Source organism: Paraburkholderia bannensis NBRC 103871, assembly GCF_000685015.1.
In the GTDB taxonomy this organism is placed as follows: Bacteria; Pseudomonadota; Gammaproteobacteria; order Burkholderiales; family Burkholderiaceae; genus Paraburkholderia; species Paraburkholderia bannensis.
On sequence record NZ_BAYA01000034.1, the window covers coordinates 31,896 to 45,559 of the forward strand.

At 67.9% G+C, this 13,664-nt stretch carries 11 protein-coding genes and 1 pseudogene; 8 read left to right on the plus strand and 4 right to left on the minus strand.

The window, feature by feature from the left end; genetic code table 11:
* Positions 1-134 precede the first annotated feature (134 nt).
* From ribBA to BBA01S_RS33155, 3 genes and pseudogenes are all read right to left on the minus strand, one after another.
* Positions 135-1,205: pseudogene (ribBA, locus tag BBA01S_RS43890) on the minus strand (bifunctional 3,4-dihydroxy-2-butanone-4-phosphate synthase/GTP cyclohydrolase II); the annotation flags it as partial.
* Positions 1,202-2,098, minus strand: a complete 897-nt coding sequence (locus BBA01S_RS33150) for an enoyl-CoA hydratase/isomerase family protein (RefSeq protein WP_052392009.1) — start codon at positions 2,096-2,098, stop codon at positions 1,202-1,204. The gene BBA01S_RS33150 and the pseudogene ribBA, both read right to left, overlap by 4 nt.
* Entirely contained in the window at positions 2,037-3,002 is a 966-nt protein-coding gene (locus BBA01S_RS33155; RefSeq protein ID WP_027820192.1) for an alpha/beta hydrolase, read from the minus strand. The genes BBA01S_RS33150 and BBA01S_RS33155 overlap by 62 nt, the downstream gene beginning before the upstream one ends.
* 361 nt (positions 3,003-3,363) lie before the next feature.
* Between BBA01S_RS33155 and BBA01S_RS33160 the strand changes: the two genes are divergently transcribed.
* A complete protein-coding gene (locus tag BBA01S_RS33160; protein WP_027820193.1) occupies positions 3,364-4,542 on the plus strand; it encodes a helix-turn-helix transcriptional regulator in 1,179 nt (392 codons plus the stop codon).
* A 90-nt stretch (positions 4,543-4,632) separates the two neighbouring features.
* Here BBA01S_RS33160 and BBA01S_RS33165 read toward each other — a convergent pair whose 3' ends face one another.
* Entirely contained in the window at positions 4,633-4,983 is a 351-nt protein-coding gene (locus BBA01S_RS33165) for a VOC family protein (RefSeq protein WP_027820194.1), read from the minus strand.
* 298 nt (positions 4,984-5,281) lie between these two features.
* Here BBA01S_RS33165 and BBA01S_RS33170 point away from each other — a divergent pair, with 298 nt between their 5' ends.
* Genes BBA01S_RS33170 through BBA01S_RS33200 form a run of 7 tightly spaced genes read left to right on the plus strand, consistent with a single transcriptional unit; the run spans position 5,282 to position 13,549 of the window.
* A complete protein-coding gene (locus tag BBA01S_RS33170; protein WP_027820195.1) occupies positions 5,282-6,421 on the plus strand; it encodes an LLM class flavin-dependent oxidoreductase in 1,140 nt (379 codons plus the stop codon).
* A 47-nt stretch (positions 6,422-6,468) separates the two neighbouring features.
* Positions 6,469-7,689: an acyl-CoA dehydrogenase family protein gene (locus tag BBA01S_RS33175; protein ID WP_027820196.1), complete on the plus strand. Its 1,221-nt coding sequence runs from the start codon at positions 6,469-6,471 to the stop codon at positions 7,687-7,689.
* Between the two features lie 11 nt (positions 7,690-7,700).
* Positions 7,701-9,461, plus strand: coding sequence for an FAD-dependent oxidoreductase (locus tag BBA01S_RS33180; protein ID WP_027820197.1), 1,761 nt, complete (start codon positions 7,701-7,703; stop codon positions 9,459-9,461).
* Positions 9,458-9,970 (plus strand): flavin reductase family protein, encoded by a 513-nt coding sequence (locus tag BBA01S_RS33185; protein ID WP_027820198.1) that lies wholly within the window; start codon positions 9,458-9,460, stop codon positions 9,968-9,970. Before BBA01S_RS33180 ends, BBA01S_RS33185 begins: the two co-directional genes overlap by 4 nt.
* A complete protein-coding gene (locus tag BBA01S_RS43895; RefSeq protein WP_063750584.1) occupies positions 9,967-11,703 on the plus strand; it encodes an FAD-binding protein in 1,737 nt (578 codons plus the stop codon). The genes BBA01S_RS33185 and BBA01S_RS43895 overlap by 4 nt, the downstream gene beginning before the upstream one ends.
* A 16-nt stretch (positions 11,704-11,719) precedes the next feature.
* On the plus strand, positions 11,720-12,484 hold the full coding sequence (locus BBA01S_RS33195) for an SDR family oxidoreductase (protein WP_027820199.1): 765 nt from the start codon (positions 11,720-11,722) through the stop codon (positions 12,482-12,484).
* A gap of 33 nt (positions 12,485-12,517) precedes the next feature.
* Positions 12,518-13,549 (plus strand): ferredoxin--NADP reductase, encoded by a 1,032-nt coding sequence (locus BBA01S_RS33200; protein WP_027820200.1) that lies wholly within the window; start codon positions 12,518-12,520, stop codon positions 13,547-13,549.
* The last annotated feature ends 115 nt before the right edge of the window (positions 13,550-13,664 follow it).

The following is a 13,664-nucleotide window of genomic DNA, read 5'->3' on the forward strand; positions in this document are numbered from 1 at the left end:
GAGGTTCAAAGTGAAGATCAGGCTTCCACCAGCGGACGGGCGTCAAACGTTGCGAACGCAGCGGCGCGAATGGCATCGACAGCCTGCGTAGCGACATCACCGGCGACATCTGTGATATCGGCGATATCGGGCAGGTCGCCCAGCGGAATGAACGCGCTGATCTCCAGGCCGTGGCCGGACAGCGCGGGCAACTTCAGCGGACTGGACAGCACATTGAGCCGGCGTAGCCCAAGGTCGCGCAGGATCTGCGAGCCGATGCCGTAGTGCCGCTTGCCCGATACCGACGCCGAAGGTGCCTCGCGTGGCGCCTGCATGCTGCAATCGAGCAGCACGGCCACGCCGCGCCCGCACGCATCGATACGCGCGAGCGCCGCATGCAGCGCCTGGACGTGTGCGTGCGCGTCCGGCTGGGCATCGAGCAGGTCGAGCAGCGAGCCGCGCTCCTGAACCCGCACGAGCGTCGGCACATCGGCCTCGGGCTGGCCACGCATGAGCGCCAGATGCGCCGCGCCGCTCACGCGGTCGCGATACTGGATCGCTTCGAACGGCCCCCACGCGGTATCGAGCGAGCGCGCGCCCACGCGCTCGACCAGCGATTCGCGCTCGCTGCGATAGCGGATCAGGTCGGCAATGGTGCCGATCTTCAGGCCGTGTTCCTGCGCGAAGCGCTTCAACTCGGGCAGGCGCGCCATCGTGCCGTCGTCGTTCATCACTTCGCAGATCACGGCGGCGGGCGTGAGGCCCGCGAGCGCGGTGAGGTCGCAGCCCGCCTCGGTGTGGCCCGCGCGCACCAGCACGCCGCCGTCGCGCGCGACGATCGGGAATACATGGCCCGGCTGCACCAGGTGATCGGCGCGCACGCCGGACGCAATGGCGGTGCGGATCGTGTGGGCGCGGTCGGCGGCGCTGATGCCCGTCGTCACGCCGTGCGCCGCTTCGATGCTCACCGTGAAGGCCGTGCCGTACTGCGTGCCGTTGCGCGTGCTCATCGGTGCGAGTTGCAGGTGCGCGGCGTGGTTGGCGCTCAGCGTGAGACAGATCAGGCCGCGCGCGTGGCGGGCCATGAAGTTGATGGCGTCGGGCGTCACGCAGTCGGCGGCGATCACGAGATCGCCCTCGTTTTCGCGGTCTTCCTCGTCGACGAGGATCACCATGCGGCCCGCGCGCAGCTCCGCGACGATGGTGTCGGTATCGGCCAGTTTCATGCGGTGGGCTCCTCGATGTCGATGGTGGTGCGCGCAACGAACTGCGGCGCGCGGCGTTCGGCAAAGGCGCGGCTGCCTTCGCGGAAGTCGGGTTGCGAGGCGCAGGCAAGAAAGCCGCGCTGCTCGGCGAGCAGTTGCGCGTCGAGCGAGCGGGCCGGTGCATCGGCGATCAGGTGCTTGGTGTGCGAGAACGCGACCGGCGACAGGTCGGCCAGGCGCGCCGCCCGCTCGCGCGTGGCGGCGGCCAGCCCGGCGGCGGGCACGACCCAGTTCACGAGGCCCACGCGCAGGGCGTCGGCGGCGCTGTGGCTGTCGTCGAGATAGAGCCATTGCGCAGCCACGCGCGCACCCAGCAAGCGCGGCAGCGTGAAGGTCGAGCCGCCGTCGGGTGACGCGCCCAGGCGGTTGTACGCGGACGTGAACGTGGCATTGTCGGCGGCGATGGCCACGTCGCACGCGGCGACCAGGGCGAGACCAAAGCCCGCCGCCACGCCGTTCACGCTCGCCATGACCGGCTTGGGCGAGCGCGCGATGGTGGCGACCGCAAGCTGCGCGTGGCGCACGAGCTTGCCGATGGCGCGCGTGCGACGGGCTTCGGGCAATTCGAGCGCGGCGCGCATGGACGCCACGTCGCCGCCCGCCATGAACGCGCGGCCCGCACCGGTCAGCACGATGGCCCGCACTGAGCGATCCTGCGTGAGGCGTTCGAGCTGCGCGCAGAGTTCGACGGCCATGGCGTCGTTGAGCGCGTTGAGCGCGCCGGGGCGATTGAAGGTGACGGTAGCCACGCCGTCGGCGTGCGTGATCTTGAGCGTGTCGGTCATGGCGAAATCAGCGGTGAAGCGCGGCGCGCAGGGCGCGTGCGCCGAAGTCGAGCGCGGCGTCGGCGGCATCGAGCACGCCCAGCAGGCTGGCGAAACCGTGCATCTGGCCCGGCCAGCGCACGAGCGTCGCAGCCACGCCTGCCTGGGCGAGACGCGCGGCGTAGTATTCGGCTTCGTCGCGCAAGGGATCGCATTCGGCGCTGATGATGGTTGCGGGCGCAACGTCAGCGAGATGTTCCGTTCCGAGCGGACTCGCGAGCGGCGCGGCGCGGTCGGTGCTGCCTTCATCGGCGCCGAAGTACTGATCCTTGAACCAGCGCATCAAGCCTCTATCGAGCAGGTAACCCTGGCCCCAGGTTTCGTATGAAGGGTGCTCGTGCGAGCAGTCGAGCACGGGATAGAGCAGCAGTTGATGCGCGATCGCGACGCTACCCGCTTCGGTACGCAATTGCTGGGCGCAGACGGCGGCGAGATTGCCGCCCGCGCTGTCACCGGCCACGGCCAGCGCGCCGGGACGTGCGCCCAGTTGCGCGGCGTTCGCGGCGGCCCAGCGCACGGCGGCGAGCGCATCGTGCGCGGCAGCCGGGAAGCGTGCCTCGGGCGCGAGCCGGTAGTCGACGGAAAGCACGAGCGTGCGGGCGCGCGCCGCGAGCGTGCGGCAGATATTGGCGTGCGTGTCGATTCCGCAGGCCACGAAGCCACCGCCGTGGAAGAACACGGTGAGCGGCAGCGCCGCGCCTTCGGCATTGATCGGACGATACAGACGCGCGGCGATGGGCCCAGCTTCGCCTGGGAACGTCAGGTCGTGCTCGGCGGCGATGGCGTCGCCGGGAGCGAAGGCGCTTGCGGCGACGCCCGCAGCGAGCGCGGCGCGATAGCTGGCGGCGTCGAGCCGCGCGTAATCGGGCGCGGCGGGCGCGGGCGCACCAGCCAGCGAGGCGAGCAGCGCGGCAGCCTGGGGATCGAGCGCCATGCGGGTTTCTCCTTGGAAATGAATGAAAAAGGGCGCTAAAGGCGCTAAATGCACTAAGGGCGCGAAAAACCGGCGACGGAACCCGCCGTTGAGCGCATTGGAGCGTTTCGGCGCGGCGGCAGCATCGTCCGATCAGACGAGGGGCCGGCGGGCCAATCGGCGTAATGTCTGGAACGGGGCGGCGCAGGTGATTTCACACACGCCGCCCCGGACAGCAAGCGCCCGGTCATGAGGCGCAGGAGACGTGGGGCGATGCACCGGCCAGGGGAATCTCCCGATGCCGTTCGCATGACAGCCCCGTAAAGTTGGCCGTCGCAAAAATGGCGACGAGCAGGCGGCATGGAGGACGGAGACCGTGTTGATGGAGACGAGATGGGCCCCGGAAGAGGGCCAGGACGCGAGTGCCGTGGCGGGCATCGACGTTGCGCAGTTCAGCGCGCTGCTTGCGCGCATTTACCAGGGGCCGCTTGAAACGGTGCCCTGGAAGGCCGCTCTGGAACTGATCCGCGTCCACCTGGACGCGACCTACACCACGTTGATCCTGCGCTCGCCGTCAAGCGACCGGCGTGGCCTGATGGTGCATGCCGCCGAAGGCGCGGGCGCGCCCAACGACGCGTCGTACAACGACTATTACTATTCGCTCGATCCGTTCGTGGGCCTGCCCGCCGAGCGTGTCGTGACCGTGGACGAGGTGTTCGGCGAAACCGGCTGGCTGTCGAGCGAGCTTTACAAGCAGTTTCTGCAGCCCGCCGACGTGCGCTACATCATGGGTGCCGACCTGCGCACGGAGACCGGCGTGGAGTGCCGCTTTCGTGTGTGCCGCAAACATGGCACTGCGCATTTTTCCGCGCGCGACAAGGCGTTTTGCGCGTTGCTGCTGCCGCATCTGCGCCGCGCGGTGGAACTGCATTCGCGTCTGGACGTGGTGGAGTCGGAGCGCACGCTCTACGCGAGCGCCATCGACCGCATGCTGGTGGGCACGGTCACGCTAGACGAAAGCGGCGCGATCATGAGCACCAATAGCGTCGCCGACGAAATCCTCGCGGAAACCGACGGCCTGCGCCTCGCGCAAGGCCATGTCGAAGCGACCGACAGCCACGAAAACCGCACGCTGCAACGGCTGATCCGTCACGCGATGATGGGCCACTTCGGCACCGCCGGGCCGCTGGTGGAAGCGATGCCCGTGACGCGCAGCGGCGACCGGCCGAAGCTGGGCGTGCTGGTGCGCACGGTGCCGCTGTCCGACTGGTCGGAGGACAACCGCCGCCGTCCCGCGACCGTGCTGTTCCTGCGCGACCCCGACCGCAAGTCGCAGCGCTCGCAGGAGATCGTGCGCAAGCTGTTCGACCTCACGCCCGCCGAGACCTCGCTCGCGCTGCTGCTCACCAACGGCCTCACGCTCGAAGAAGCCGCCGAGGAACTGGGCATCAGCAAGAACACGGCGCGCGCCCATCTGCGCTCGATCTTCTCGAAGACCGGCGTGACGCGCCAGGCCACGCTCGTGCGGATCCTGCTGGGCAGCGTGGTGCCGCTGGGCTGAAAGCTGGCATGAAAGCTGGGCTGAAAGCGCGCGCCCGAAGGTGACATTGAAAGGCGGCCCGCGAGGCCGCCTTTCGCGCTCGTGGGTACTTTACGCAAGGCGTTTTTGCGTGAGCACGAGCAGCGCGCCGTTGCGATCTTCCAGCACGGCGCGCAATTCATGCGGCCCTTGCTGCACCGGCACGCGCACCGACGCGCCCGCCGCCACCACGCGCGCCATCGCCGCGTATAGATCGTCATCCTCAGCAATCTTGAACGTGAGCGCGGGACGCTCGACGATTCTTTCGTCGCCCGCCACCAGCGCGATCGTGAGCGGGCCGCCTTCCAGCGCGCAATAGCGCTCGCCGTCGCGCATCTTTACCGTGAGCCCAAGTCCGTCGACGAAGAACGGCAGCGCCGTGTCGATCGTGTCCACCGGGTACAGCATCATCGAAGCCTTCATCGCATCTCTCCCCTTGGCTGATGCGGTCAATAAAGTGGTCATGCCACGAGCCGATGCTAGCGCGCCCAACGCCGCGCGCCATGTCCGATCGGACTAGATGCGAAACCCCCACGAAACGCAGATCAAACCGCTAATCCAAACAGACGATGTGGCGCTTGCGCCGCGCGCCGACACTTCATCTCGTGGACCGTCACGCGGTTCCGAACACGACCAGCCGGCACCAGCCGGAACGACTCGCCTGCCTTGCCCAGTCACTGCGGCGCGGCGGCAAGTCCGATACAACAAGGAGACACCCGCGATGAAGTTTTCCCTGATCTACGAAGCCCAGACGACCGACGCATCGCGCGAGGGCGACCACCGCGTCTTCAAGGAGACCGTCGAGCAGGCGCTGCTGGCCGAGCAGGTGGGCTTCGACACCGTCTGGTGCGTCGAGCACACCTCGCTCACGAATTACGCGCACATGAGCGCGCCCGAAACGTTCCTGGCCTACCTCGCGGGCCGCACGACGCGCATTGGCCTGGGCCATGGCGTGATCTGCCTGCCGCCCGCGATGAATCATCCGATCAAGGTGGCCGAGCGCGTCGCGCTGCTCGACATTCTTTCGCAGGGCCGCGTGCATTTTGGCGTGGGCAAGGGCGGCAGCCAGCAGGAAGCGGGCGCGTTCGGCTACGACCTCGCGGAACTGCAGCCGATGATCGACGAATCGATGTACCTCGTGCCGAAGATGTTCGTGCAGGACGAGATCGAGCACGACGGCCAATACATCAAGATTCCTAAGCGTCCGATCCACCCGAAGCCTTATCAAGACCCGCATCCGCCGATGTACATGGCCTGCACCAACAGCGACGGCCTGCTGCGCGCCGGCCAGCGCGGACTGGGTGCGCTGGTGCTGGGCTTTGGCGGCCCGGACGAAGTGGCGAAGAAAAACGCGCTCTACCGCGAAGCCTGGCGCACGCGCAAGGCCGAAGACCAGGTGGGCTTCCGACCGACCGAGCACCTCGCCGCGCTGTGCCCGGCCATCGTCATGGCGGACGGCCAGCAGGCGCGCAAGATCGGCATTCGCGGCCAGCGCTATTTCATGGAGTCGCTCGCGTACTGGTACACGGGCGGCGAGCGTCCCGATCCGGCCAGCTGGGGCGACGACCTCGTGCAGGCCGACAGCGGCCAGATGGTGATCCGCTCGCGCTTCGCCTCGGAAGAAGTGGTCGTGGACTTCAGCGACCCGGCGCTGTCGATGATGAACCCCAATCATGCGTACGGCACGGTGGACGACTGCATCGGCTATGTAGGACGCCTGATGGAAGCGGGCGTGGACGAAGTGCTGTTCCTCTGCCAGATGGGCACGGTGCCGCACGAAGCGCAGCTCGAAACCATCCGCAATATCGGCGAGCACGTGATTCCGTACTTCAACCGCGTGAAGGCGCGCGCCGTCGCGTAAGCGGCCTGTCTGCGCCAGCGACACAAAGAAGACACAAGGAGACAGCGGTGCATCGAGAACACGATTCGAACGACAAGAACGCCAACGCCAGCGCGAACACTCTTGCGGCAGACCTGATCGCGCGCGCCCACGCGCTCGCCCCGGTGCTGGCGCAGCGCGCCGATGCCGCGGAGGCCGAAGGGCGCATCCCGGCCCAGACGCTCGCCGACCTGCAGGCGGGCGGCTTCTTCAAGGTGCTGCAACCCCGGCGCTACGGCGGCTATGAACTGGATCCGCAGGTGTTCTTCGAAGTCCAGATGGCGCTCGCGCGCGGCTGCATGTCGACGGCGTGGGTGTATGGCGTGGTCGGCGTGCACAACTGGCAGCTTGCGCTGTTCGACGAGCAGGCCCAGCGCGATGTCTGGGGCGACGATCCTTCGACGCTGATTGCGTCGACCTATATGCCGGTGGGCAAGGTCACGCCGGTCGAGGGCGGCTTCCGGCTCTCGGGCCACTGGAAGTTTTCGAGCGGCAGCGAGCTGTGTGAATGGGTCTTTCTGGGCGCGCTCGTGCCGCCCGCGCGCGACGGCGAGCCGCCCGAATATCGCACCTTCCTGCTGCCGAAAAACGCTTACCGGATCGAGCGCGACTGGGACGTGCTGGGCCTGCGCGCGACGGGCAGCCACGACATCGTCGTCGACGATGTGTTCGTGCCCGCGCATCGCACGCACAAGGCCGTGGACGGCATGATGGGCACGAGTCCGGGCCTGGCCGTGAACGATGCGCCGCTGTTTCTCCTGCCGTTCGCGCAGATTTTCGTGCGTGCGGTCTGCACCGCCTGCATCGGCGCGTTGCAGGGCGCGGTGGACGATTTCACCGCCTACGCCGCGAATCGCGTGAGCGCCAATAGCGGCGCGAAGACCAGCGACGATCTCGGCGCGCAGAGCGCCTGCGCGAACGCCTCCACCGCCATCGACGAAATGCAGGTGCTGCTGCGCCGAAATTTCGCCGAGCTGCTGGCGGCCGCGCAGGGCGGCCCGGAGGTGCCGATCGAGCGGCGCGTGCTGTTCCGCTATCAGTCCGCGCAAGTCGCCGAGCGTTGCGCGCAGGCGGCCAATACGCTGCTGCGCTATGCGGGCGGCAACGGCATCTATCGACGCAATCCGCTTGTGCGGCGCTTTCTCGATCTGCACGCGGCGCGCGCGCATTACGCCAACAACGTCGACCGCTTTGGCCAGAACCTGGGCGCCGTGATGCTCGGCCGTCCCAACACGGACTTCTTCATCTGAGGGCGGCGATCATGAGCGAGCAGCCCATGCAGACCGAAACATTCGACGTGGTGATCGTCGGCTCCGGCGCGGGCGGCCTGCTCGCCGCGTGCCGCGCCGCCGATCAGGGGCTTTCCGTCGTGGTGCTGGAAAAGAGCGGGGAGTATGGCGGCACCTCGGCGGTGTCGGGCGGCGGCATCTGGATTCCCTGCAATCACTTGATCGCCGAAGCCGGTGGCAACGACACGCGCGAGACCGCGCGCATCTATCTGGACGCCTGCATCGAAGGCGCGAGTTCGCCCGCGCGCGTGGACGCTTACCTCGATACCGCGCCGGAAATGCTGCGCTACCTGGAAGCGCGCACGCCGGTGCGTTATCAGTCGCTTGCGCATTACGCCGATTACTTTCAGGCCTTGCCCGGTGCGATGCCCGGTTATCGCGCGCTGGATCCGCTGCCGTTCGACGGCGCGCGACTGGGTCGGGAGTTCGCGCGTCTGCGCCAGCCGTCGCCGGGCACGCTGGTGGGCGGACGCGTGGCGGTGACGTCGAAAGAAGCCCATACGCTGCTGGCAAAAGAGCGCGGCTTCATGATGCTCGCGTTGCGCGAATTCGGGCGTTACTGGTTCGATATCCGGGCGCGGTTGCGCTCGCGGCGCGACCGGCGGCTCACATTGGGCAATGCGCTGGTAGGCGGCCTGCGCTACGCGCTGCTCGAACGCAAGGTGCCGCTGTGGCTCGATACGCCCATGCGCGACCTGATCGAGTTCGACGGCTGCATCGAAGGCATTCTGGCGGAGCGTAACGGCAAGCCGGTGCGCGTGCTCGCGCGACGCGGCGTGATTCTCGCGGCGGGTGGTTTCGAGCGCAACCAGACCTTGCGCGAGCGTTACCTGCCGCAACCCAGCAACGCGCAATGGAGCGCCACGCCGCCGAATAACACGGGCGACGCGATCATGGCGGGCGAACGCGCGGGCGGCGCGCTCGCGCTGATGGAACACGTCTGGGGCGCGCCGACGCTGCGTGTGGCGCAAGAAGAAAAACAGCGCGCACTGTTCGTCGAGCGCAACCTGCCGGGCTGCGTGATCGTCAACGGCCTGGGCAGGCGCTTCGTCAACGAAGCCGCGCCGTATTCGGAATTCGTGCCCGCGATGTACCGCGATCATGCGAAGACCGGCGCGTGCCTGCCCGCATGGATGATCTTCGACGCACGTTTTCGCAAGCGCTATCCGTGCGGGCCGATCATGCCTGCGTCGATGATGCCCGACGCACGTATTCCGGAGTCCTTTAAATCGCTGCTGTATCGCGCCGATTCGCTTGATGCGCTGGCCGCGCAGATTGGCGTGAATGTGGCGGGGCTGCATGAGACCGTCGAGCGGATGAACGCCTACGCGACAAGCGGCGTGGATGAGGAATTCGGCAAGGGCGGCAACGTCTTCGATACCTACTACGGCGACCCCGCCGTGCAGCCGAATCCGTGCCTCGCGCCCATCGGCGAAGCGCCGTTCTACGCGGTGCGTATCGACGCGGGCGACATCGGCACGAAGGGCGGACTCGTCACCGACGAAAACGCCCGCGTGCTGCGCGCCGACGGCAGCGTCATCGCCGGTCTCTATGCGATCGGCAACTGCAGCGCGTCGATGATGGGCGCGAGCTATCCGGGCGCGGGCTCGACGCTTGGGCCCGCGATGACCTTCGGCTATCGCGCCGCCGACCACTGCGCGGCGCAAGGCGCGAACGCCGCAGCCGAATCCACTTTGCAATCTGAACGCGAGCTTCGCGGGGTAACACAATGAGCGATCTTTCCCATGAACCGCTGCGCGCCGACATGCTGCTCGCGATGCGCCGCCTCGCGCGCTCGGTCGCGGTGATCAGTTGCAGCGACGGCGAGCGCCGCTATTCGATGTCGGCGACGGCGGTCGATTCGCTGTCGACCGAGCCGCCTTCGCTGCTTATCTGCATCAACCAGTCGTCGTCGATCTATCCGCCGCTGGCGGCGGGCGCGGACTTTTGCGTGAACCTGCTGGCCGCGCATCAGCAGGCTATCGCAATCGATTGCAGCGGCCGCCTCAAGGGCGAAGACCGCTTCACGAGCGGCGACTGGCTGCGCTGCGAACAGGGCGTGCCGTACCTGCACGGCGCGCAGGCGAATCTTGTCTGCTCCCAGGATGGGCGTTTCGATTACGGCACGCATACGGTGTTCATCGGCAGGCTGCGCGAGGTGAAACTGAGCGGCGAGGTCGAACCGCTGCTTTACGTCGATGGGGCTTACACCACCTCGGCGGCTACGGCGGCCAGCGCATGAATACGGGCGCCACGCCGGTCGAGCCGCCGCTCGTGCTCGCCGATGCCGACGCGCATCGCTGGGACGATACGTGCGGCGTGCTGATCGCAGGCTTCGGCGCAGCGGGCGCGTGTGCGGCGCTCGAAGCGGCGCAGGCGGGCGCGCGCGTGTGCATCGTCGAGCGGTTCGACGGCGGTGGCGCGAGTGCGAAAAGCGGCGGCGTGGTCTATGCGGGCGGCGGCACGCCGTACCAGCGCGAAGCGGGCTACACGGACACGCCGGAAGCGATGGCCGCGTACCTGCGCAGCGAAGTGGGCGACGCGGTGACACCCGCCGCGCTCGAGCGCTTCTGCCAGGGCAGCGTGGCGCAACTCGCCTGGCTCGAACGGCATGGCGTGCGCTTCGATGCGACGATGCCTGCGCGCAAGACCTCGTATCCGCCCGAGCGCGCGTTTCTCTATTACTCGGGCAACGAGGCCGTGGGCGATGCGCCCGCCGTGCCGCCCGCGCCGCGCGGACATCGCGTGGTGGCGCGCGGGATGTCGGGGCATGCGCTCTTTGCCACGTTGCGCCGCGCCGTGGAAGCCGAGCCCAACGTCGACATCGTGCGTCACGCGAGCGTGCGCCGCTTGATCGTCGATGAAACGGGGCGCGTGATCGGCGCGCAAATCTGGCGTGTCAAACCGGGCCGCGCGCAACGCCGTCATGCACGCCTCGCGCGCTGGGCCGAAAAGCTCCATAACGGCATGCCAGGCATCGCGGATCGTCTGCGCGTCGCGCTTTTCAGGCTCGAAACGCTTGAGAGTGAAGTGCTCGACATTCGCGCCGATGCGGTCGTGCTCGCTACCGGCGGCTTCATTTTCAACCGCGAAATGATGGCGCAGCACGCGCCGCGCTACCTCGCCAACTGGCGTCTGGGCACCACGGCGTGCGACGGCTCGGGCATCCGGCTGGGCGTGTCGGCGGGCGGCGTCGCGGATCGCATGGAGCGCGTGTCCGCGTGGCGCTTCATCAATCCGCCGTTCGCGTGGGCGCGCGGCTGCGTGGTCGATGCGCGCGGCGAGCGTTTCTGCAACGAGGAGGTCTATGGCGCGACGCTCGGCCACGCGATGTGCGAGACGCGCGATGGCCGCGCGTGGCTGGTGCTCGACGCTGCGCTCGTGCGCGAAGCGCTGCGCGAATGCATCAGAGGACGCTTGTGGGCGTTCCAGAGCGTACCGGCACTGGTGCTGATGCTGGCGAACCGCCGACGTGCGGACACGCTCGCGCAACTGGCGGCCCTCATAGACGCCGACCCCGCCGTGCTCGAACGCACGCTAGCCGACTATCGCGCTGCCGCCGCCCAGGGCCGCGACGACGCGTTCGGCAAGTCCAGCGCGATGCTCGCGCCGCTGGCGCAGGCGCCGTACTACGCACTCGATATCTCGGCGGCAAGTCGCGTGTTTCCGTGTCCCGCGATCACGCTGGGCGGCCTGCGCGTCGACGAAACCACCAACGCCGTGCTGCGAGAGCAAGGCGGCGCAATCGCCGGTCTGTACGCAGCAGGGCGCGCCGCGCGCGGACTGGCCTCGCATCACTACGTAAGCGGCCTGTCGCTGGCCGACTGCATCTGGTCGGGCCGCCAGGCGGGACGCGCCGCCGCGCGCGACGTGCTCGCCGCGAGCGAAGCCCAGCGAGCACAACGGGCGCAACGGCCGCAAACAAAGAACGTTGCAGGCGCAACGGTAACACCCCTTCATCCACTGACACACTGACAAAGAGAGAACGAAGATGGGAGACAGACTCAAGGGCAAGATCGCCATTATCACGGGCGCCGCAAGCGGCGTGGGCAAGGCCGACGCGCTGCTGTTCGCGGCGCAGGGCGCGCGCGTGGTGCTGACCGACCTGAACGAGGAGGCGGGCCGCGACGTGGCCGCGCAGATCGGCGATGCGGCGCTGTTCGTGCGCCATGACATCGCTTCGGAAGCGGGCTGGAGCGACGTGTTCGGCGCGACGCAGAAGCACTTCGGCACGCCGAACGTGCTCGTCAACAACGCGGCGATCCTGAAACTCGGCAGCATCGAGGACGCCACGCTGGAGCAATGGCAACGCATCATGCGCATCAACGCCGAAGGCTATTTCCTCGGCTGCCAGGCGGCGGTGCGCGCGATGAAGGACACGGGCGGCGCGATCGTCAATATGTCGTCGGTGGCGGCGCTGGGCGGGCTGGGCGCGTTCTGCGCGTACTCCGCAAGCAAGGGCGCGGTCACGGCGCTCACGCGCGCCATCGCCGCGCACTGCAAGACGCAGGGCTACAAGCTGCGCGCCAACACGATCCACCCCGACGGCATCCTCACGCCGATGACCGAGCCGTTCTTCGGCTCGGCGGAGGCGGGGCGCGCGCAACTCACGGAGTCCGTCGATCCGCGCTCGCGTATGTGCCTGCCCGAAGACATCGCGCAACTGGTGCTGTTCCTCGCCTCCGATGAGTCGCGCTTCATCAACGGCAGCGAGTATCGCATCGACAACGCGCAGATGATCATGGGCGTTGCCTGACGCATGCACGCGAGTTCAGCCGGGGGTTCAACCATGACCGAAGCGCGTTTTCATCGGCTGCGCGTGGCCGAGGTGATTGCCGAAAGCGCCGATGCGCGCTCGTTCGTGTTCGACGTGCCGGGCGCGCTCGCGGACGCGTTCGCGTACCGGCCCGGCCAGTTTCTCACGCTGCGCCTGCCGCACGGCGAGACGGCGCTGCAGCGCTGCTACTCGCTGTCGAGCGCGCCCGGCGTCGACACTGCGCCGAAGATCACAGTCAAGCGCGTGCGCGAAGGGCGTGCGTCGAACTGGCTGTGCGACGCTGTGCAGCCAGGCGACGAACTCGACGTGATGACGCCTGCGGGCGTCTTTACGCCACGCTCGCTCGACGACGACCTGCTGCTGTTCGCAGGCGGCAGCGGCATCACGCCGGTGCTGTCGATACTGAAGGCGGCGCTGGTGGGCGGGCGCGGCATGATTACGCTGATCTACGCGAACCGTGATGAAGCGTCGGTGATTTTCGGCGCGGCGCTGCGTGAACTCGCGCAGCGCCATCCGGGCCGGTTGCGCGTGATTCATTGGCTCGACAGCGTGCAGGGCGTGCCGCAGCAGCGCCACCTGGAAGAACTGGCGCGGCCCTGGAGCCAGCAGACGTGCTTCATTTGCGGGCCGGCGCTTTTCATGGAAAGCGCCCTGGCGGCGATGGTTTCGCTCGGGCTGCCGCGCGCGAAGATTCACGTCGAGCGCTTTGTTTCGCTGCCCGATCTCGCTGCCGAACCGGTTGCGCGAGCAACGTGTGAAGAAGGAACCGCCGCGGATATCGAGGCGCAACTAGACGGCGCGCACCACCGCTTTACCTGCGAGCCCGGCGAGACGCTGCTCGACGCGATGGAGCGCGCGGGCCTCGCACCGCCCAGTTCATGTCGCAGCGGCCTGTGCGGCGCGTGCATGTGCCGCGTGGAAGCGGGCGCGGTGACGCTCGACGACAACGCCTCGCTCGACGACGAGGAGCGCGCGGCAGGCTGGACGCTCGCGTGCAGCGCACGGGCCGCAAGCGCCGATATCCGCATCGTGTTTCCTGACTAATGCACCAAGTGCACCTAATGCACCGGCGAGCGCGCCTGCGTTTGCAGCGTTAGCGCGTGATCGAACCATCGAGCGCCGCCGCAGCGATTCGCGCGGCGGCGTTCGTCTTTACGGA

Bases quoted from the DNA above. Each gene is read 5' to 3' on its own strand.
- BBA01S_RS33150 (WP_052392009.1), bottom strand. From the start codon at position 2,098: ATGCCGCCGACGCCGCGCTCGACTTCGGCGCACGCGCCCTGCGCGCCG.
- BBA01S_RS33155 (WP_027820192.1), bottom strand. From the start codon at position 3,002: ATGGCGCTCGATCCCCAGGCTGCCGCGCTGCTCGCCTCGCTGGCTGGT.
- BBA01S_RS33160 (WP_027820193.1), top strand. From the start codon at position 3,364: ATGGAGACGAGATGGGCCCCGGAAGAGGGCCAGGACGCGAGTGCCGTG.
- BBA01S_RS33165 (WP_027820194.1), bottom strand. From the start codon at position 4,983: ATGAAGGCTTCGATGATGCTGTACCCGGTGGACACGATCGACACGGCG.
- BBA01S_RS33170 (WP_027820195.1), top strand. From the start codon at position 5,282: ATGAAGTTTTCCCTGATCTACGAAGCCCAGACGACCGACGCATCGCGC.
- BBA01S_RS33180 (WP_027820197.1), top strand. From the start codon at position 7,701: ATGAGCGAGCAGCCCATGCAGACCGAAACATTCGACGTGGTGATCGTC.
- BBA01S_RS33185 (WP_027820198.1), top strand. From the start codon at position 9,458: ATGAGCGATCTTTCCCATGAACCGCTGCGCGCCGACATGCTGCTCGCG.
- BBA01S_RS43895 (WP_063750584.1), top strand. From the start codon at position 9,967: ATGAATACGGGCGCCACGCCGGTCGAGCCGCCGCTCGTGCTCGCCGAT.
- BBA01S_RS33195 (WP_027820199.1), top strand. From the start codon at position 11,720: ATGGGAGACAGACTCAAGGGCAAGATCGCCATTATCACGGGCGCCGCA.
- BBA01S_RS33200 (WP_027820200.1), top strand. From the start codon at position 12,518: ATGACCGAAGCGCGTTTTCATCGGCTGCGCGTGGCCGAGGTGATTGCC.